The organism is Pseudomonas hamedanensis (genome assembly GCF_014268595.2).
Classification (GTDB): domain Bacteria; phylum Pseudomonadota; class Gammaproteobacteria; order Pseudomonadales; family Pseudomonadaceae; genus Aquipseudomonas; species Aquipseudomonas hamedanensis.
In genome coordinates, this window is sequence record NZ_CP077091.1 from 4,365,451 (window position 1) to 4,385,655 (window position 20,205).

General features: G+C 61.1%; 17 protein-coding genes. 10 read left to right on the forward strand and 7 right to left on the reverse strand.

The annotated features are described in order from the left end of the window. Nucleotides 1-118: 118 nt before the first annotated feature. Entirely contained in the window at nt 119-2,017 is a 1,899-nt protein-coding gene (locus HU739_RS18950; RefSeq protein WP_186549628.1) for an FTR1 family protein, read from the forward strand. 102 nt (nt 2,018-2,119) lie between these two features. After that, a complete protein-coding gene (locus tag HU739_RS18955; RefSeq protein ID WP_186549626.1) occupies nt 2,120-2,575 on the forward strand; it encodes a YaiI/YqxD family protein in 456 nt (151 codons plus the stop codon). 161 nt (nt 2,576-2,736) lie between these two features. Here HU739_RS18955 and elbB read toward each other — a convergent pair whose 3' ends face one another. Both elbB and HU739_RS18965 read right to left on the reverse strand, forming a co-directional pair. After that, a complete protein-coding gene (gene elbB / locus HU739_RS18960) occupies nt 2,737-3,405 on the reverse strand; it encodes an isoprenoid biosynthesis glyoxalase ElbB (RefSeq protein WP_186549624.1) in 669 nt (222 codons plus the stop codon). Nucleotides 3,406-3,566: 161 nt separating this feature from the next. Beyond that, a complete protein-coding gene (locus HU739_RS18965) occupies nt 3,567-4,226 on the reverse strand; it encodes a DedA family protein (protein ID WP_186549622.1) in 660 nt (219 codons plus the stop codon). A gap of 207 nt (nt 4,227-4,433) precedes the next feature. Here HU739_RS18965 and hemB point away from each other — a divergent pair, with 207 nt between their 5' ends. Further along, complete coding sequence (hemB, locus tag HU739_RS18970) at nt 4,434-5,447, forward strand: porphobilinogen synthase (RefSeq protein ID WP_186549621.1); 1,014 nt, start codon at nt 4,434-4,436, stop codon at nt 5,445-5,447. Between the two features lie 18 nt (nt 5,448-5,465). Beyond that, entirely contained in the window at nt 5,466-7,691 is a 2,226-nt protein-coding gene (gene ppk1 / locus HU739_RS18975) for a polyphosphate kinase 1 (RefSeq protein ID WP_186549620.1), read from the forward strand. Nucleotides 7,692-7,861: 170 nt separating this feature from the next. On the opposite strand, the gene ppx is transcribed toward ppk1, so the two are convergent. From ppx to HU739_RS19000, 5 genes are all read right to left on the reverse strand, one after another. Continuing rightward, a complete protein-coding gene (gene ppx, locus HU739_RS18980) occupies nt 7,862-9,364 on the reverse strand; it encodes an exopolyphosphatase (RefSeq protein WP_186549618.1) in 1,503 nt (500 codons plus the stop codon). A gap of 241 nt (nt 9,365-9,605) precedes the next feature. Next, nucleotides 9,606-10,343 carry an amino acid ABC transporter ATP-binding protein gene (locus HU739_RS18985; protein ID WP_186549616.1) on the reverse strand — a complete coding sequence of 246 codons (738 nt, stop codon included), beginning with the start codon at nt 10,341-10,343 and terminating at the stop codon, nt 9,606-9,608. Then, a complete protein-coding gene (locus tag HU739_RS18990) occupies nt 10,330-10,980 on the reverse strand; it encodes an amino acid ABC transporter permease (protein ID WP_016772621.1) in 651 nt (216 codons plus the stop codon). The genes HU739_RS18985 and HU739_RS18990 overlap by 14 nt, the downstream gene beginning before the upstream one ends. Beyond that, nucleotides 10,977-11,645, reverse strand: coding sequence for an amino acid ABC transporter permease (locus tag HU739_RS18995; RefSeq protein WP_042607088.1), 669 nt, complete (start codon nt 11,643-11,645; stop codon nt 10,977-10,979). Before HU739_RS18995 ends, HU739_RS18990 begins: the two co-directional genes overlap by 4 nt. Before the next feature lie 21 nt (nt 11,646-11,666). Next, a complete protein-coding gene (locus HU739_RS19000) occupies nt 11,667-12,452 on the reverse strand; it encodes a transporter substrate-binding domain-containing protein (protein ID WP_186549614.1) in 786 nt (261 codons plus the stop codon). Between the two features lie 256 nt (nt 12,453-12,708). Here HU739_RS19000 and HU739_RS19005 point away from each other — a divergent pair, with 256 nt between their 5' ends. The 6 genes from HU739_RS19005 to HU739_RS19030 all read left to right on the forward strand — a co-directional run bounded on the left by HU739_RS19005 (nt 12,709) and on the right by HU739_RS19030 (nt 19,986). After that, nucleotides 12,709-13,413, forward strand: a complete 705-nt coding sequence (locus HU739_RS19005; protein ID WP_186549612.1) for a FadR/GntR family transcriptional regulator — start codon at nt 12,709-12,711, stop codon at nt 13,411-13,413. Nucleotides 13,414-13,533: 120 nt separating this feature from the next. Then, nucleotides 13,534-13,863 carry a thioredoxin TrxA gene (gene trxA / locus HU739_RS19010; protein WP_003206727.1) on the forward strand — a complete coding sequence of 110 codons (330 nt, stop codon included), beginning with the start codon at nt 13,534-13,536 and terminating at the stop codon, nt 13,861-13,863. 247 nt (nt 13,864-14,110) lie between these two features. After that, entirely contained in the window at nt 14,111-15,370 is a 1,260-nt protein-coding gene (gene rho / locus HU739_RS19015; RefSeq protein ID WP_057712815.1) for a transcription termination factor Rho, read from the forward strand. A 139-nt stretch (nt 15,371-15,509) separates the two neighbouring features. Next, nucleotides 15,510-17,471, forward strand: a complete 1,962-nt coding sequence (locus tag HU739_RS19020) for an acyltransferase family protein (RefSeq protein ID WP_186549610.1) — start codon at nt 15,510-15,512, stop codon at nt 17,469-17,471. 80 nt (nt 17,472-17,551) lie between these two features. Further along, complete coding sequence (gene ubiD, locus HU739_RS19025) at nt 17,552-19,018, forward strand: 4-hydroxy-3-polyprenylbenzoate decarboxylase (protein WP_186549608.1); 1,467 nt, start codon at nt 17,552-17,554, stop codon at nt 19,016-19,018. Then, nucleotides 19,018-19,986 carry a CDP-6-deoxy-delta-3,4-glucoseen reductase gene (locus tag HU739_RS19030; RefSeq protein WP_186549606.1) on the forward strand — a complete coding sequence of 323 codons (969 nt, stop codon included), beginning with the start codon at nt 19,018-19,020 and terminating at the stop codon, nt 19,984-19,986. The genes ubiD and HU739_RS19030 overlap by 1 nt, the downstream gene beginning before the upstream one ends. Nucleotides 19,987-20,205 lie beyond the last annotated feature (219 nt).

The window sequence follows — 20,205 nt, forward strand, 5'->3', positions numbered from 1 at the left end:
CGTTGTTGCTGTCTGCCGGGAATGTCCTGCCTATCAAGGTGAAACGCCGACAAAGCTTGAGAGAAACGTCTGCGAAGTGAACAATATGTAACTTCGTATTTCCATTTGAGATTCTTTCATGACTGCCTCGTCCCGATTGCTGGCCTGGCTGCTGCTCCCGTTATTCGCCCTGAGCAGCTCGTCGCTGCTGGCCGATAGCGTGGACGGCGCGCCGCAAGCGCTGCACCTGCTGGATTACATCAGCGCCGACTATCCGCCGACCGTCGCGGCAGGCAAAGTCATCGACGACGGCGAATACCGCGAACAGCTGGAATTCACGCAGGTGCTGCAAGGCTTGATCACCGCGCTGCCGGCGAAACCGGAAAAAGCCGCGCTGGAGCAGGGCGTCGAATCTTTGCACGCCGCTATCAGTGCGAAGCAGGAGGGCGCCGATGTCGCCCGTCAGGCTCGCCAGTTGGGGGCGAAACTGGCCGTGGCTTATGAAGTCAGTCAGGCACCGATCATCACGCCGGACCCGACGCGGGGTGCGCCGCTGTATGCGCAGAATTGCTCGGTGTGTCACGGCGACACTGGCGCTGGCGACGGCCCGGCCGGGGTTGGCCTGACGCCCGCGCCAGCGAATCTGCGCGACGCTGCGCGGATGGATCACCTGAGCCTCTACGCGATTTACAGCACCCTTGGCCAGGGCGTCGAAGGCACTGACATGCCGGCGTTTGCCGATCAGCTCGATGATCGCCAGCGCTGGGATCTGGCCACTTACATCGCCGGCTTCAGTGCCGATGCGGCAGCCGCCAAGTCCGACAAGGTCTACAACATCGCCGATCTGGCGCGCCAGACGCCGGCCGAAGTACAGACTGTCGAGGGCGCACAGGTCGCGGCAACGTTCCGTGCCCAGCGCGCACAACCGCCGCAGGTTAAACGCGGCCCGGCGCAGTTGCTCGATTACACCGCCGCCACGCTCGACAAGAGCCTCGCGGCCTACCGCGCCGGTGAACATGATCAGGCCTATGACCTGTCGGTAGCGGCGTATCTGGAAGGTTTCGAACTGGTCGAAAGCTCGCTGGACAACGTCGATGCCAACGTACGCAAGGACACCGAAAAATCGCTGATGGCGTACCGGCAGTCGCTGCAGGATGGTCTGCCGATCGAGCAAGCCGAACAGCGTCTGGACGCGGCCAAGGCGAAACTCAAGGAGTCCGCCGGCCTGCTGGGCAGCGATGGGCTGAGCTGGTCGCTGAGCTACATTTCCGGGTTGCTGATTCTGCTGCGTGAAGGCCTGGAAGCGATTCTGGTGCTGGCGGCGATCCTCGCCTTCCTGCGCAACACCGGCCAGCAATCGGCAGTGCGCAGTGTCAATGTGGGTTGGGGGCTGGCGTTGCTGGCAGGTTTGGGTACCTGGGCGCTGGCGGCATACGTGATCGACGTCAGTGGTTCGCAACGTGAGTTGCTGGAGGGCGCGACGGCGCTGTTTGCCAGCGTCATGGTGTTGTGGCTCGGCGTGTGGATGCATGACCGTCGCCATGCCGCTGCCTGGCAGGATTACATCAAGAGCAGCCTGGTCGGTGGCGGCGGGCGTTTCGGCTTTGCGATCCTGGCGTTCTTCTCGGTCTATCGCGAGTTGTTCGAAGTAATCCTGTTCTACGAAACCCTGTGGTTGCAGGCCGGCCCGGCCGGGCATGACGCCGTGCTGGCCGGCGGCGCGACGGCGCTGGTGCTGCTGATCGGCCTGGCCTGGGTGATCCTGCGCGGCTCGGCGAAACTGCCGCTGACGCTGTTCTTCAGCATCAACGCCGCGCTGCTGTGCGCGTTGTCGGTGGTGTTTGCCGGGCATGGCGTGAAGGCCTTGCAGGAAGCTGGAATCTTCGGCACGCGGCCGGTAGCGTTCTTTGAATTTGACTGGCTTGGGATTCATGCCGATGCCTATTCGCTGACCGCGCAGGCGGTGGCGATTCTGGCGATTATCGTGCTGTACGGGCGTAGTTGGGTGGCGGAGAAGCGTCGCGCTTCGGCTGCATAAAGGCATTCGCTGCGCTCACATTCGCGAGCAGGCCCGCTGCCACAGGGTCGGTGTGTATCCTGTGGGAGCGAGCCTGCTCGCGAATTTTTTGGAGGCAAGAACATGCGTGTATGGATCGATGCCGACGCCTGTCCGCGGGCGGCGAAGGATCTGGTGGTGAAGTTCGCCCTCAAGCGCCGGTTCGAGGTGGTGCTGGTCGCGGGTCAGCCACAGATCAAGCCTGGGCTGGCCATCGTCAAACTGATCGTGGTACCGAGTGGACCAGATGCGGCGGATGATTATCTGGTCGAGCACGCCGTACCGGGCGAGCTGGTGATTTGCAGCGATATTCCGCTCGCCGACCGGCTGGTGAAGAAGGGGGTGGCGGCGCTGGATCCGCGTGGCAAGGAGTTCGATGCGCAAAACATGGGTGAGCGGCTGGCGGTGCGTAATCTGTTCACTGACCTGAGAGAACAGGGCCAGATGAGCGGCGGTCCGGCGCCGTTTGGCGAGCGTGAGAAGCAGGCGTTTGCCAATGCGCTGGACCGGATTCTGACCAGACTCACCCGCACATCCTGAGACTTGCACGAATGATCGTTCCCACGCTCTGCGTGGGAATGCAGCCCCGGACGCTCCGCGTCCGATGATCCCAAGGTTATATTTGCGGCAAGACCGGAACGCGGAGCGTCTCAAGATGCATTCCCACGCGGAGCGTGGGAACGATCAGATGAGAGGAGGGATCATGCGTCGTTTTCGTGGGTCAGTTCGAGTACGCGGTCGACCAGTTTGTTGATCCCGGACGCCGCTTCGCTGATGGTCTGCGCCAGCATGTAAGCCGGCGTGGTGACCAGTTTGCGCGCCTTGTCTTCAACGATTTCGGTCACGGCGCAGTCTTCGTGGGTCGCGCCCATTTTGCTCATTGCGGCGGCAGTGTCGGCATCGTTGCCGATGGTGCAGGTCACGCCCGGTCCGTAGATTTTCGCCGCCAGTGCCGGTGAGATACAGATCAGCCCGACTGGTTTGCCGGCTTCGGCAAACGCCTCGGCCAAGGCCAGCACGTCCGGTTGCACGGTGCAGCCGGCGCCTTCGACGGCGAAGTTCGACAGATTTTTTGCTGTACCGAAGCCGCCGGGCACGATCAACGCATCGAAGTCATCGACGTCGGCGTCGCGGATGTCCTTGACGTTGCCACGGGCAATGCGCGCCGACTCCACCAGCACGTTGCGCGATTCGGGCATTTCTTCACCGGTCAGGTGGTTGATCACATGCAGCTGCGCAACGTTGGGAGCGAAGCACTGCACCTGCGCGCCTCGCTGGTCCAGGCGCAGCAGGGTGATGACACTTTCGTGGATCTCGGCGCCGTCGTAGACGCCACTGCCGGACAGGATCACTGCAACTTTTTTGCTCATGGGCTTCTCTCCAGATTCATGGCGCTCAATGTCCACTATATTGCTGCGGGTTGCCAGAGCGGCAAGCGCCGGTCAACACCGGGACAGAGCGCTTTCTAAATGGATCGCAACGACGGCGAGGTGTTCATTATTTGCCGGCTGTCGGGCGCAAGCGCCCGCGATCAGTCAGCCGGCGTCTTTGGTTCGGCAGGATTGGCCGACTCGGCCTCGCGCAATTGTTCAGCCTGGGCTGTTTTGGCGATTTGCTCGTCCTGATAGACCTGTCTGGCCAGGCGGGCATTCTTGAAACGTCGACGCAGCCACAGGCCGAGGCCCAGCAACAGCAGGGCGCCCAGCACCCATAGCTCATACTTCTTGATGCTGCCGAGCATGCCTTCGAGTACCGCGCCGAAGTGATACGCCGCCGCCGCCAGCGCCGTTGCCCAGATCGCCGCGCCGATGCCGTTGAGTAGCAAATAGCGTCCCGGCGGATAACCGGACAGGCCGATCGCCACCGGCATCACTGTGCGCAAGCCGTAGACGAAGCGGAAGCTCAGCACCCAGATGTCCGGATGCCGGCGGATATGCTCCAGCGCGCGGTCGCCCATCATTTGCCAGCGCGGTTTGCGCGCGAGCAATTTGCGCCCGTGCTTGCGCCCCATGAAGTACCACAGCTGATCGCCGGCATAGCTGCCGAAGAACGCCACGACCACCACCAGGTTGATGTCCATATAGCCACGGAACGCAAGAAAGCCTGCGAGCACGAGGATGGTTTCGCCTTCGAAGAACGTGCCGAGAAACAGGGCAAAGTAGCCGAAGTCATGCAGAAATTGTTGGAGCATTGTCTGGGTGCTGGCGAAATGAACGCGCAGCCTAACCCTTCGGACACATTCAGGAAAGTATCGAAATGTGTCTCGACGTGAACAATTCCTACGCTGAGAATGGAATGCGGCTACCTGTCACAGCTCTCACACAACTGTCATCCGTTCGTCATAATGGCCGTCTATAACTGTCACGCTCGCCCGTTTGCGCGGGCTCAGGAGTCCGCCGTGAGCTTTACCCCCGCCAATCGTCTGTTCCCTGCCACTCGCCTGCGCCGCAATCGCCGTGATGATTTTTCGCGGCGGCTGGTGCGGGAAAACGTGCTGACGGTCGATGATCTGATCCTGCCGGTATTTGTGCTCGACGGTGAAAACCGCCGCGAAGCCGTGGCCTCGATGCCGGGTGTGGAGCGTTTGACCATCGACCTGCTGCTGGAAGAAGCCGCCCAATGGGTCGAGCTGGGCATTCCGGCGCTGGCGCTGTTCCCGGTCACACCGCTGCAACTGAAATCCCTCGACGCCGCCGAAGCGTGGAATCCCGACGGCATCGCCCAGCGCGCCACCCGCGCGTTGCGTGAGCGCTTCCCGGAACTGGGCGTGATCACCGACGTGGCGCTCGATCCATTTACCACCCACGGTCAGGACGGCATTCTCGATGCCGACGGCTACGTGCAGAACGACATCACCGTCGACGCACTGGTGCGCCAGGCGTTGTCCCACGCCGAAGCCGGCGCGCAGGTCGTCGCGCCGTCGGACATGATGGACGGCCGCATCCAGGCCGTTCGTGAAGCGCTGGAAGTCGCCGGCCACGTCAACGTGCGGATCATGGCCTACTCGGCGAAGTACGCCAGCGCCTATTACGGCCCGTTCCGCGACGCCGTGGGTTCGGCGTCGAACCTCGGCAAAGCGAACAAGGCCTCTTATCAGATGGACCCGGCCAACAGCGACGAAGCGCTGCACGAAGTCGGCGCGGACTTGTCTGAAGGCGCGGACATGGTCATGGTCAAACCGGGCATGCCGTACCTGGACATTCTTTTTCGGGTCAAAGATGCCTTCAAGGTGCCGACCTTCGTCTATCAGGTCAGTGGCGAATACGCCATGCACATGGCAGCGATCCAGAATGGCTGGTTGAGCGAAGCGGTGATTCTCGAATCATTGACCGCCTTTAAACGTGCCGGTGCAGATGGCATCCTGACTTACTTTGCCGTTCGTGCCGCTCAATTGTTACGAGAGCAGAAATAGCCCTCCCAGGAACATTCCATGAATACCGAAGGACTCACTGAAGTTGCCGTAAAAGAAGCTCAGCCGGTGGTCGAGCAAGTCACCGAAACCCCGCCGGAACTGGAGCCTGCGCCACCCGCGCCGGCGGCCGAACCGGTTGCGGCGGTGCCGGCGATCGCCATTCCCGGTCTGGATGACAGCAGCCTGTACATCCATCGCGAGCTTTCGCAATTGCAGTTCAACATCCGCGTGCTGGAACAGGCGCTGGACGAGTCCTACCCGTTGCTGGAGCGACTGAAGTTCCTGCTGATCTTCTCCAGCAACCTCGACGAATTCTTCGAAATCCGCGTTGCCGGTCTGAAAAAGCAAATCACCTTTGCCCGTGAGCAGGCCGGCGCTGATGGTCTGCAGCCGCATCAGGCGCTGGCGCGGATCAGCGATCTGGTCCACGGCCATGTGGACCGCCAATACGCGATCCTCAACGACATCCTCCTGCCAGAGCTGGAAAAGCATCAGGTGCGCTTCATCCGTCGGCGCAACTGGACGACCAAGCTCAAAACCTGGGTGCGCCGCTACTTCCGCGACGAGATTGCGCCGATCATCACCCCGATCGGTCTCGACCCGACGCACCCGTTTCCGTTGTTGGTGAACAAGAGCCTTAACTTCATCGTCGAACTCGAAGGTATCGACGCCTTCGGTCGCGATTCCGGTCTGGCGATCATTCCGGCCCCGCGCCTGCTGCCGCGGATCATCAAGGTACCGGAAGAAGTCGGCGGCCCCGGCGACAACTATGTATTCCTCTCGTCGATGATCCACGCCCATGCCGACGACTTGTTCCAGGGCATGAAGGTAAAAGGTTGCTACCAGTTCCGTCTGACTCGAAACGCCGACCTGGCGCTCGACTCCGAAGACGTCGAAGACCTGGCCCGCGCGCTGCGTGGTGAACTGTTCTCGCGGCGTTACGGTGATGCAGTGCGGCTGGAAGTCGCCGACACCTGCCCGAAACACCTGTCGGACTACCTGCTCAAGCAGTTCAACCTGAGCGAGACCGAGCTGTACCAGGTCAATGGCCCGGTCAACCTGACGCGTCTGTTCAGCATCACCGGCCTGGACAGTCATCCGGAGCTGCAATACACCCCGTTCACCCCGCAGATCCCGAAACTGCTACAGAACAGCGAAAACATTTTCAGCGTGGTCAGCAAGCAGGACATTCTCTTGCTGCACCCGTTCGAGTCGTTCACGCCAGTAGTCGACCTGCTGCGTCAGGCGGCGAAAGATCCGCATGTGCTCGCCGTACGGCAAACGCTGTACCGTTCCGGGGCCAACTCCGAGATCGTCGATGCGCTGGTGGATGCCGCGCGTAACGGCAAGGAAGTCACGGCGGTCATCGAGTTGCGTGCGCGCTTCGACGAAGAGTCCAACCTGCAATTGGCCAGCCGTCTGCAAGCGGCCGGTGCGGTGGTGATCTACGGCGTGGTCGGTTTCAAGACCCACGCCAAGATGATGCTGATCCTGCGTCGTGAGGCCGGTGAGATTGTCCGCTACGCGCACCTCGGCACCGGTAACTATCACGCCGGTAACGCCAAGCTTTACACCGATTACAGCCTGCTGACCTCCGACGACGCCTTGTGCGAAGACGTCGGCAAACTGTTCAGCCAGTTGATCGGCATGGGCAAGACGCTGCGCATGAAAAAGCTGCTGCATGCGCCGTTCACCCTGAAGAAGGGCATGCTCGACATGATTGCCCGGGAAACCCAGTTCGCCGTTGAAGGCAAACCGGCGCACATCATCGCCAAGTTCAACTCGCTGACCGATCCGAAGATCATCCGCGCGCTGTACAAGGCCAGCCAGTCGGGCGTGCGTATCGATCTGGTGGTGCGCGGCATGTGCTGCCTGCGTCCGGGCATTGCCGGGGTCTCGCACAACATTCACGTGCGCTCGATCATCGGCCGCTTCCTGGAACACACCCGAGTGTTCTACTTCCTCAACGGCGGCGAGGAGCAGATGTTCCTCTCCAGCGCCGACTGGATGGAGCGCAACCTCGACAAGCGTGTCGAGACGTGCTTCCCGGTCGAGGGCAAGAAGCTGCTGACCCGGGTCAAGAAAGAGCTGGAGCTGTACCTGACCGACAACACCCACAGCTGGAGCTTGCAGTCGGATGGCCGTTACATCCGCAACACGCCAACCGGCAACCAGAACCCGCGCAGTGCGCAGGCGACGTTGCTGGAGCGGTTGGGCAGTCCGATATTGCCGGTGAGCAGCTGACCGGCAGCGCAATAAAAAAGGCGATCCCTCGGGATCGCCTTTTTTATTGCGCTGATTCAACCTGTGGCGAGGGGATTTATCCCCGTTGGCCTGCGCAGCAGGCCCGGTTTGATCAAAGAAAGGGTCGCTTCGCGCCCCAACGGGGATAAATCCCCTCGCCACGATCAGTATCAGTGAACCGTGAGGACGATGCCGACCCGCGTCAGCCAATCTGCCTCCAGCCCGAAATCTGCCTGGGTCAGTTGATTTTCTTCCAGCCAGTTCTCCGGGAATTCCACTTCCAGCCTGTCGCCATTGGCGTGCAGCACCACCTGCGGCATCGCCTGAGTACCACGAATGTGGTGGAACAGGATGGCAAAGCGCAGCAGCACGCACAGGCGGATCAGCTTGATGCCGTCGTCGCCGAATTCGGCAAACTTGTCTTTGGGAATGTTGCGTCGGTGGCCGCGCACCAGCAGGGCGAGCATTTGCTGGTCTTCGCGGGAGAAGCCGGCGAGGTCCGAGTGCTCAATCAGGTAGGCGCCGTGTTTGTGGTAGTGGTAGTGGGCGATGTCGAGACCGACTTCGTGCACTTTCGCCGCCCAACCCAGCAGTTCGCGCCAGATGCCGTCGTCCAGCTCCCAGTCCACCGCGACCTGGTCGAACGCATGCAGGGCTTTGCGTTCCACCCGCGCGGCTTGTTCCAGGTCGACGTGGTAACGCTCCATCAGCGAGGTCAGGGTGCGTTCGCGCACGTCTTCGTGATGATGGCGGCCGAGCAGGTCGTACAGCACGCCTTCACGCAGGGCGCCGTCGCAGTGGTCCATGCGTTGCAGTTCGAGGGCATCGAAAATCGCTTCGAGAATTGCCAGGCCCGCCGGGAAAATGGTCCGGCGGTCAGGCTTGATGCCTTCGAAGTCGATCTTGTCGGCGTCGCCCAGTTTGAACAGCCGGCGCTTGAGCCAGGCCAGGCCTTCGGCATTGACTTCGCCTGTGCCGTGTCCGCCGGCCTTCAACGCCAGGCCGATGGCGCGAATGGTGCCCGAGGAGCCGATGGCTTCATCCCAGGTCAGGCGGTGCAGGGCGTGTTCGATGCTCATGATCTCCAGCCGCGCCGCCGTATAGGCCTGGGCGTAGCGCGCGGGGGTGATCTTGCCGTCCTTGAAGTAGCGCTGGGTAAAGCTCACGCAACCCATTTGCAGGCTTTCACGCAGCAACGGCTCGAAACGCTGGCCGATAATGAACTCGGTACTGCCGCCGCCGATATCGGCCACCAGGCGTTTGCCGGGGGTGTCGGCGAGGGTGTGCGACACGCCAAGGTAAATCAGTCGCGCTTCTTCACGACCGGAAATGACTTCCACCGGATGGCCGAGGATTTCTTCGGCGCGGCGGATGAATTCGCCGCGGTTGCGCGCTTCACGCAGGGCGTTAGTGCCGACAATGCGCACGGCGCCGAGCGGCATACCGTTGATCAGTTGGGCAAAACGCTTGAGGCAATCGAGGCCGCGCTGCATCGATTCTTCGTTGAGCTGGCGCGCGTCGTCGATGCCCGCGGCCAGTTGCACCTTTTCGCCGAGGCGCTCAAGGATGCGGATTTCGCCGTTCTGGGCCTTGGCCACGACCATGTGAAAGCTGTTGGAGCCCAGGTCGATTGCGGCGATCAGGGACAGATTCTTGGCTTGGGATTGCGGCATGGTCAGGGGGTCTCGGTCGATAACCCCGCCATCGTGCCACGATCAAACGCTGGCGCCAACGCACATGGCGCAAAGCCTTGATTTGGTACAACCTCTGTGGCGAGGGAGCTTGCTCCCGCTGGGTTGCGAAGCGGCCCTTAAACCATTCACCGCGACAGCCCGGCCATTCGCGGTCGGCGGGTTTTACGACTGCTGCGCAGCCGAGCGGGAGCAAGCTCCCTCGCCACAGGTATGTGCAGCGTCAGTTGGCGGTTTCCACGGTGCCAATGAAATTGGCCAATTCCGCCGTCTGCGGATTGGCAAACAGCACCTTCGGATCCCCCACCTCATGTACCTTGCCGTGGTGCATGAACACCAGTTTGTCGCCCACTTCCCGGGCAAAGCGCATTTCGTGGGTGACCATGATCAAGGTCATGCCTTCCTTCGCCAGTTGCCGCACCACGCTGAGCACTTCGTTGACCAGTTCCGGATCGAGCGCCGAGGTGATTTCATCGCATAACAAGACTTTCGGCGACATCGCCAGAGCCCGGGCGATCGCCACGCGCTGTTGCTGACCGCCAGACAACCGGTCCGGAAAGGCATCGAATTTTTCCCCCAGGCCGACACGTTCAAGCATCTCGCGCGCCAATTGCGCGGCCTTGGCCTTCGGCACTTTCTGCACCACTTGCGGCGCCAGCATGACGTTCTCGCCCACGGTCAGGTGCGGGAACAGGTTGAACTGCTGGAACACCATGCCGACTTTCTGCCGCAGGCTGCGCAAGTCGGCGCGAGCGGCGTCGAGGTATTCGCCGTCGACTTCGATCACGCCGTCGTTGATCGACTCCAGACCATTGAGGGTGCGTAGCAACGTGGACTTGCCCGAGCCGCTGCGGCCGATGATCGCCACCACCTGGCCTTCCTCGACGCTGAGGTCGATGCCTTTGAGTACATGGTGATCGCCGTAGTATTTATGCAGGGCGGAAATTCTAAGCAGAGGCATGCAGTCTCCTTTCCAGGTAGCGCGCACTGAGGGACAGGGGGTAGCAGAGCAGGAAGTAGCCGAGGGCGACGAGGCCGTAGACCATGAACGGTTCGAACGTGGCGTTGGCGAGCATGCCGCCGGTCTTGGTCAGCTCGGTGAAGCCGATAATCGACGTTACCGCCGTGCCTTTGACCACTTGCACCGAGAAGCCCACGGTTGGCGCAACAGCGATGCGCAGCGCTTGCGGCAGAATGACGTAGCGCAGTTGCTCCAGCGGATTGAGCGCCAGGCTCGAGGAGGCTTCCCACTGACCGTGGGGAATCGCCTCGACGCAACCGCGCCAGATCTCCGCCAGATAGGCGCTGGTGAACAGGGTCAGGGCGATCGCCGCGGCCATCCACGGCGAAATCTCGATCCCGGCCAGGGCTACGCCGAAGAACACCAGAAACAGTTGCATCAACAATGGCGTGCCCTGGAACAACTCGATCCAGGTGCGGGCGATGCTGCTCGGCAAGGTGTTTTTCGAGATGCGCATCACCAGAATCAGCAGCCCGACGAGGCCGCCACCAATGAACGCCACCAGCGACAGCGCCAGCGTCCATTGCAGGCCGGTGAGCAGGTTGCGCAGGATGTCCCAGAAAGTGAAGTCGCTCATTGGCTGCTCCTGGCGATGAACCGGCGGCCGAACCAGTTGAGCAATTGGCGGATCAGCAGCGCCATGCACAGGTAGATCAGCGTGGTCAGCGCATAGGTCTCAAAGGCGCGGAAGTTGCGCGACTGAATGAAGTTCGCGGCGAAGCTCAGTTCTTCCGTGGCGATCTGCGAGCACACCGCCGAACCGAGCATGACGATGATGATCTGGCTGCTCAGCGCCGGCCAGACCTTGCCCAGCGCCGGCAGCAGCACCACGTGGCGGAACGCTTCGAAGCGCGTCATGGCCAAGGCTGCGGCGGCCTCCAGTTGCCCACGGGGGATCGCCTGGATGCCGGCACGAATGATTTCGGTCGAATAGGCGCCGAGGTTGATCACCATTGCCAGCACCGCCGCCTGCCACTCGGAAATCTGCACCCCGAGCGACGGCAGACCGAAGAAGATGAAAAACAACTGCACCAGAAACGGTGTGTTGCGGATCAACTCGACGTATACGCCGAAAATCGCCGAGAACGGGCGGATATGCCAAGCCCGCACCAGCGCCCCGACAATGCCCACGCCCACCCCGAGCAACGCGCCGATGGCGGTCAGCTCAAGGGTGAACAGTGCGCCACGCAGCAGCAGGTCGGTGTTTTCCACCACCGGCAAAAAATCGAACTGATAAGCCATGAAGGTCTCCCGCGCAGTCGATCAGAGATCGGCCGGCAGCGGCTCTTTCAGCCAGGTCTGCGAGTTCTTTTCCAGTGCGCCGTCAGCCTTGGCGGTGTTGAGGATGTCGTTGACCTTGGCCAGCAGCGCCGCTTCGTTCTTGTTCACACCGACGTAGACCGGCGAATCCTTGAGCTTCACTTTCAGCGCTGGCACGCGCTTCGGGTTCTTTTCGCTGATGGCGACCATCACCACGTTGCCGCTGGCGATCAGATCGACCTGGCCGGCCAGGTAAGCGGCGATAGTCGAGTTGTTGTCCTCGAAGCGTTTGATGGTCACGCCTTCGGGGGCGACCTTGGTCAGTTCGATATCTTCGATGGCGCCGCGGGTAACGCTGATGGTTTTACCTTTGAGGTCGTCGAGGCTGGTGATGGCGGCGTCTGGCGGGCCGAACACAGCGAGGTAGAACGGCGCGTAGGCGCGGGAGAAATCGATGACTTTCTCGCGCTCGGCGTTTTTGCCGAGGCTGGAGATCACCAGATCGACCTTGCCGGTGGTGAGGAACGGGATGCGGTTGGTGCTGTTGACCGGGGTCAGCTCAAGTTTGACCTTGAGCTGGTCAGCGAGCAGTTTCGCCGTGTCGATGTCCAGTCCGCGCGGCTTCATGTCCGGGCCGACCGAGCCGAACGGCGGGAAATCCTGAGGCACGGCAACTTTCAGCGTGCCGCGTTTGACCACGTCGTCCAGACCGTCGGCATGAGCGGGAGCCTGGCACAGCAGCAGGCCGGCAAACAGGGAAGCGAGGAGGGCGCTGTAACGCTGGGTCATGGACAATCTCCGGATCGGCGGGAAGTGGTTTCTGCGATCGGACAGAGCATGGGCCGTGCCAACGCGTGGCATTCGCCTGCGCAAGCCGCAGTATCAGCGGCTTCGTTCGGTCTTACTGGTCTGAACAGTCAGGTCGCATTTCGCACTGCGATGGCGCATCGATGGTGCGCGCCGAACCCCGCTGGGGCACGACTTGCCGGACTCGGCGAATAGCTTTACAACTAGCCGCACCTTGGCCCTGACGCGTCCGCAAACCATGAATTCGATCTCCCGCGCCGTACCCGAAGTGGCGCTGCAAGCGATCCGCAAACTGATCACCGAACAGGGCTTCGGCGCTGGCGCTGCCTTGCCGTCGCAACGGGATCTGGCACTTCAACTGGGCGTCAGCCGGGCATCGCTGCGTGAGGCGTTGTCGTCGCTGAGCGCGTTGGGCGTGGTCAGTATTCAACCGGGCAAGGGCGTGTTTGTGCAGTCGCCGGTGGAGCTGCCGCGCGGCGAAGCGCCGGGCTGGCCGTTCGCGGAGCAGGCCTCGCCGCTGGACATCTTCCAGCTGCGCTACGCGCTGGAGGGCTTTGCCGCCGGGCTGGCAGCGACCACGTTGAGCACGTTTGATCTGGATGCGCTGGAAGACAACGTCGCGGCGATGCGCGAGCAATTGCGCGGCGGCGACTTCGAAGCGGCGGCGAAACTCGACTTCGAATTCCATCGGCGCATCCTGCTGGCCAGTGGTAATCAGGCGATGCTGAGCATCCTCACCGCCAGCGCCGAAATCTTTCTCGAAAGCCAGAAACTGCCGTTCATCCGCGCCGAGCGCGCCATGGAAACCTGGCAGGAACACCGCAAGATCCTCCGCGCTCTGGCCCGCCGTGCGTCGGCGGCTGCGCAAAAAGCCATGCAGGAACACGTGCGCAATGCGGCCCTGCGTACCGGAATCGCCTTCATCGCTCCCGTCGCCGGGTGATTTGAGCTATACCGAAACTCATCAGGGGCCATAGCAACACTCAATCATCTGCGACTTCCTGAACAAGGGAAGGGCGGCTATGATGGGCCACGTTTTTTTGCTTACAACCTGGAGAATTCCATGAGCAGCGATCTGATCAAACACGTTAGCGACGCTAGCTTCGAAGCCGACGTACTCAAGGCCGAAGGCGCTGTCCTGGTCGACTACTGGGCTGAATGGTGCGGCCCTTGCAAAATGATCGCACCGGTTCTGGACGAGATTGCCGAGACTTACAAAGGCAAGCTGACCGTCGCCAAACTGAACATCGACGAAAACCAGGAAACCCCGGCCAAGCATGGCGTGCGCGGTATCCCGACGCTGATGCTGTTCAAGAACGGCAACGTTGAAGCGACCAAGGTCGGCGCCCTGTCGAAGTCGCAACTGGCGGCTTTCCTCGACGCCAACATCTAAGCGTCGCAGTAAAACGCTGAAAAAAAGCCCCGCAATTCGCGGGGCTTTTTGCGTATTCAGGGCTAGACGCTCCGAAACTCAGGTGGTACATTCGGCCCCGCACTGGTTTCTCCACTGCCCCCTGCTAGCCGTCGCCGACGCACTCCTTTTCGAATTAGTTCGCGATCCTGTCGCCTTCTCCGCGGCGCGGCCTCATTAAGCCAAAAGCTTAATTTCCCCCCTCCATAAATGATTACGTCATTCCTATATGAATCTGACTGAACTCAAGCAAAAGCCGATTACCGAACTGCTCGAATTGGCCGAACAGATGGGCATAGAAAATATGGCCCGTTCGCGCAAGCAGGACGTGATTTTCTCCCTGCTGAAAAAGCACGCCAAGAGCGGCGAGGAAATCTCCGGTGATGGCGTGCTGGAGATTCTCCAGGACGGCTTCGGCTTCCTGCGCTCCGCAGACGCTTCCTACCTGGCCGGCCCTGACGATATCTACGTCTCGCCAAGCCAGATCCGCCGCTTCAACTTGCGCACCGGTGACACCATCGTTGGCAAGATTCGCCCTCCGAAGGAAGGTGAGCGGTATTTCGCCCTGCTCAAGGTCGACACGATCAACTTCGATCGTCCGGAGAACGCGAAGAACAAGATTCTCTTCGAGAACCTGACGCCGCTGTTCCCGACCGTGCGCATGAAGATGGAAGCCGGTAACGGTTCCACCGAAGACTTGACCGGCCGTGTGATCGACCTGTGCGCGCCGATCGGCAAAGGCCAGCGTGGCCTGATCGTGGCGCCGCCGAAAGCAGGCAAGACGATCATGCTGCAGAACATCGCCGCGAACATCGCCCGTAACAATCCTGAAGTTCATCTGATCGTGCTGTTGATCGACGAGCGTCCGGAAGAAGTGACCGAAATGCAGCGCACCGTGCGCGGCGAAGTGGTCGCCTCGACGTTCGACGAGCCGCCGACCCGTCACGTGCAAGTGGCTGAAATGGTCATCGAGAAGGCCAAGCGCCTGGTCGAACACAAGAAAGACGTGGTGATCCTGCTCGACTCCATCACCCGTCTGGCCCGTGCCTACAACACCGTGATCCCGAGCTCCGGCAAAGTCCTGACCGGTGGTGTCGATGCCCACGCCCTGGAGAAGCCGAAGCGTTTCTTCGGTGCTGCGCGCAACATCGAAGAAGGCGGCTCGCTGACCATTATCGCCACCGCGCTGGTTGAAACCGGCTCGAAGATGGACGAAGTGATCTACGAAGAGTTCAAGGGTACCGGCAACATGGAGCTGCCTCTGGATCGCAGGATCGCCGAGAAGCGTGTGTTCCCGGCCATCAACATCAACCGTTCCGGCACTCGCCGCGAAGAGTTGCTGACCGCCGACGACGAGCTGCAGCGCATGTGGATTCTGCGCAAGCTGCTGCACCCGATGGACGAAATCGCCGCCATCGAGTTCCTGGTCGACAAGCTGAAAACGACCAAGACCAACGACGAGTTTTTCTTGTCGATGAAGCGCAAATAACAGCAAGTCGTTGAAAAGGGCGTCCCGCGAGGGGCGCTTTTTTTTGCCTGCGATTTTATTTGTATCTGGATTGAAGCTTGCGCGGCTGCTAACTTCGCGCCTTCAAGGGACTCTGTATCCAGAACAGGTAAGGTTTTACATGCACACGTTTGGCAATCGCCGTGATATCGACGGTTTACGCGCACTCGCGGTACTTCCCGTCGTGCTGTTTCATTTCGGATTCACTACATTCAGCGGCGGCTTTGTCGGCGTCGACGTTTTCTTCGTCATTTCCGGCTTTCTGATCACCTCGATCCTGTTCCGTGAAATCACTGTGCAGCGCTTCAGCTTTCTCGATTTCTGGGGCCGTCGTGCCCGGCGCATTCTGCCGGCGCTGACGCTAGTCGTGGTGGTGACTCTAGCGTTGGGCTGGTTGCTGCTGACGGCCAAGGACCTGTCCGATCTGGGGCGGACCATTCGTTACCAGTCGCTGTTCATTTCCAACATCCTGTTCATGCGCGAAGACGGCTATTTCGAGCCGGCGTCGGATCTGAAACCGTTGCTGCATACCTGGTCGCTGGCGGTAGAAGAGCAGTACTACATCTTCTTCCCGCTAATGATGGTGCTGTTGATGCGTTATGTCCGGCACTGGCGCTGGATGCTGTTCGCGGTGCTGCTGGTGTCGTTCGGGCTGAACATCGTTTACATCGAGCGCCGTCCGGAATTCGCTTTCTTCTCTCTGCCGACCCGCGCCTGGGAACTGCTCTGCGGCGCCATGCTCGCGGTACTGCCGGCAGCAAAGCACGCGCCGCGGCTTTGGGTTCGGCAAACGGTCGGCCTGGCCGGACTGGCGGCGGTGCTGCTGGCGGTGTTCACCTTTGACAAAACCACGGTGTTTCCGGGTTGGGCAGCGTTGTTGCCGGTGCTCGGTACGACTGCATTGATCTGGTCGGGCGCACGTGGCCCGACCCTGGCCGGCCAACTGTTGAGCCTGCGACCGATGGTGTGGATCGGTCTGTTGTCCTACTCGCTGTACCTGTGGCATTGGCCGATTTATGTGTATGCCAACGCCATCTCTATCGACGGCATTCAGCCGCTGGAAGCTGTTGGCTGGATTGCGCTGGCAGTGGCGCTGGCGTGGCTGAGCCTGCGCTATGTCGAGCTGCCGTTTCGCGAGAAGCGCGTGTTTGCCAGCCGTAACTCGGTGCTGGTCGGGGGGCTGGTTTCCATTACTGCGCTGGCCGTGGTCGGCTCGGCCATCCGTTCGGCGGACGGCGTGCCTGAGCGTCTGAGCGGCAAGGCCCTCGAATATGCGCAGTCCCAGGAATGGAACGCCGGGCAAATGAAATGCATGCACATGAGCAAGGACAAGACGCTGGACAAGGCGTGTCGCGTGGGCGGCGATCAGAAGATTGCCCCGACGAAGATGTTCTGGGGCGACAGTCATACCGCTGCGCTGCTGCCGGCCATCGAAGGCAATAGCCAGCGTGACGGTCAGCCAGTGTGGCTTTACAGCCTCACGGGATGCCCGCCGATCATCGATGACGCCTTGCGCCCGCAGTGCAAGCAATTCAACCAGCGCAACATGCAATTGGTCCGCGAACTGGGCATCAAGGACGTGGTGCTGGCGGCAAACTGGAGTTTGTATGTCTACGGCCGCGAGGACGGCGACGGCGACAAGCAGTTCCTGCTCGATCCTTCGCGCAATGTTGCGCAATCCGAGAAGCGCATGGCGGCCGCGATCAAGGCGCAGGTCGGCGAGCTGCGCGAGGCTGGCGTGCAGGTCTGGCTGTTCAAGGAAGTACCGCTGCAGCACAAGAGTTACATCGGTCGCCTGACCAGCCTGGCGCGCGTCGGCCGTTCGGCAGAAGGCCTTGGTCGCCCGCTCGGCGAACATCTGGCTCGCCAGCAATTCTTCACTGAGCTGTTCGGCTCGATGAATGCAGCGGATGCCGGTGTGCACGTCATCGACCCGACGCCGCTGATGTGCAAGGACGGCCTGTGCATGATTGATGTCGATGGCCATTCTCAGTACAAGGACGCCGATCACCTTTCCGACGCCGGCAGCGCGCGGCTGAGCCCGCTGTTTGCGCCGATGCTGCTGGGCGCAAGCCAAAATTGAGCGCTGCCGGGCACTGACGGGCTGCTGTTTGCCCGTCAGAGCAGGTAGGATGTACGCCTATTTTGAGGGTGCCATCGTCAATGAAATTCAAGGATCTTCGGGATTTCGTGCAGCAGCTTGAGCAGCGCGGAGAGTTGAAACGCATCCAGATTCCCGTCTCGCCGGTGCTGGAGATGACGGAGGTGTGCGATCGCACGCTGCGGGCCAAGGGTCCGGCGCTGTTGTTCGAAAAGCCCACGGGCTACGACATTCCGGTGCTCGGCAACCTGTTCGGCACCCCTGAACGCGTGGCCATGGGCATGGGCGCCGAGTCGGTCAGCGAGCTGCGCGAAATCGGCAAGCTGCTGGCCTTCCTCAAGGAACCGGAGCCGCCGAAGGGCTTGAAGGACGCGTGGTCGAAGCTGCCGATTTTCCGCAAGATCATCTCGATGGCGCCGAAAGTCGTCAAAGATGCGGTGTGCCAGGAAGTCGTTATCGAAGGCGATGACGTCGATCTGGCGATGCTGCCAGTGCAGACCTGCTGGCCCGGCGACGTCGGCCCGCTGATCACTTGGGGTCTGACCGTCACCAAAGGTCCGAACAAGGAACGCCAGAACCTCGGCATCTACCGTCAGCAGGTGATCGGCCGCAACAAGGTGATCATGCGCTGGCTCAGCCACCGTGGCGGTGCCCTTGATTTTCGCGAGTGGTGCGAGAGGCACCCGGGCCAGCCGTTCCCGGTGTCCGTGGCGCTTGGCGCCGACCCGGCGACGATTCTCGGTGCGGTGACGCCCGTCCCGGACAGCCTCTCCGAATACGCCTTCGCCGGTCTGCTGCGTGGCAACCGCACCGAACTGGTCAAGTGCCGTGGCAACGACCTGCAGGTGCCGGCCACCGCCGAGATCATCCTCGAAGGCGTGATTCATCCGGGCGAGATGGCCGATGAAGGCCCCTACGGCGACCACACCGGTTACTACAACGAAGTCGACAGCTTCCCGGTGTTCACCGTCGAGCGCATCACTCACCGGATCAAGCCGATCTACCACAGCACCTACACCGGTCGTCCGCCGGATGAGCCGGCGATTCTCGGCGTGGCACTCAACGAAGTGTTCGTGCCGATCCTGCAGAAGCAGTTCCCGGAGATCACCGACTTCTACCTGCCGCCGGAAGGCTGCTCGTACCGCATGGCCATCGTGACCATGAAGAAGTCGTATCCGGGGCATGCCAAGCGCGTGATGCTCGGTGTCTGGTCGTTTCTGCGACAGTTCATGTACACCAAGTTCGTTATCGTCACCGACGACGATATCAACGCCCGTGACTGGAATGATGTGATCTGGGCCATCACCACGCGTATGGACCCCAAGCGCGACACGGTGATGATCGATAACACGCCCATCGACTATCTCGACTTCGCCTCGCCGATTTCCGGCCTGGGTTCGAAGATGGGCCTGGACGCCACCCACAAGTGGCCGGGCGAGACCACTCGCGAGTGGGGCCGTGTGATTGTCAAGGACGACGCCGTTACCCAGCGGATCGATGTCATATGGAATCAATTAGGAATAGATTGATGCGTGTAACCTTGCAGCCCTCCGGAGCAGTGCTTGAGATACGGCCCGGTGAGCGGATTCTCGACGGCGCGCGGCGCCTGGGCTACGACTGCCCGCAAAGCTGCCGCAACGGTAATTGTCACGTGTGTGCGGCGCTGCTGGTGGAAGGCCGCGTCGAACAGGCGGGCAACGTGCACGATCATGGCGAGTTCTACACTTGCATCGCCGAGCCGCTGGAAGACTGCGTGCTGCTCTGGGATGGCGTGCTGGCGCTGGGCGAGTTGCCGGTGCGCAGCCTGTCCTGTCAGGTCATTGAATGCCGTGAGGTCGGCGGCGATACCTGGCGGGTGCGTCTGCGTGCGCCGGCGGGCAAACCGCCGCGCTATCACGCCGGCCAGTACCTGATGATCGAGCGCGAGAGCGGCGAGAAATCAGCATTTTCCATGGCTTCGGCGCCCCATGGCGGGCGCGATCTGGAAATTCACGTGCTGGCGCGCGAAGCCAGTGCACTGAGCCTGATCGAGCAACTGCAACGCAACACGCTGGTGCGCGTCGAACTGCCGTTCGGCGATACCCACCTTGCCGAATTGCCCGACGGCCCGCTGGTGCTGGTCGCTGCCGGTACCGGCATGGGCCAGATTCACAGTCTGATCGAACATTGCCGCGCTGAAGGCTTCAAGCATCCGGTGCATCTGTACTGGGGCGTGCGCCGCCCGGAGGATTTCTACCAGATCGAACATTGGGACGAATGGCTGAAACTGCCCAACCTGTTTCTGCACAAAGTGGTCAGCGATCAGTGCGGCTGGGAAGGGCGCTGCGGGATGCTGCATGAAGCGGTTTGCGAAGACTTCCCTGACCTGAAACCGTTGCACGTCTATGCCAGCGGTTCGCCCGCCATGGTCTACGGCACGCTGGACGCGCTGGTCGAAGCGGGAATGGATGCGCACCAGATGCGCGCTGACGTATTCGCCTACGCACCGCGCTCTTGAAAATGTGGGAGCGAGCCTGCTCGCGAATGCGGTTTATCAGTCACCATTGATGTCGACTGACCGATCGCTTTCGCGAGCAAGCTCGCTCCCACCTTGGTTTTATGCGTAGCGCTGGTAATGCGTTATAACTCTGCATATAGCCGATCGGTATTTAAGTAATTACATAAATACCGCTAGGTTATATATCAATCAGGCAATTAATCAGTGGCACTTAATTTG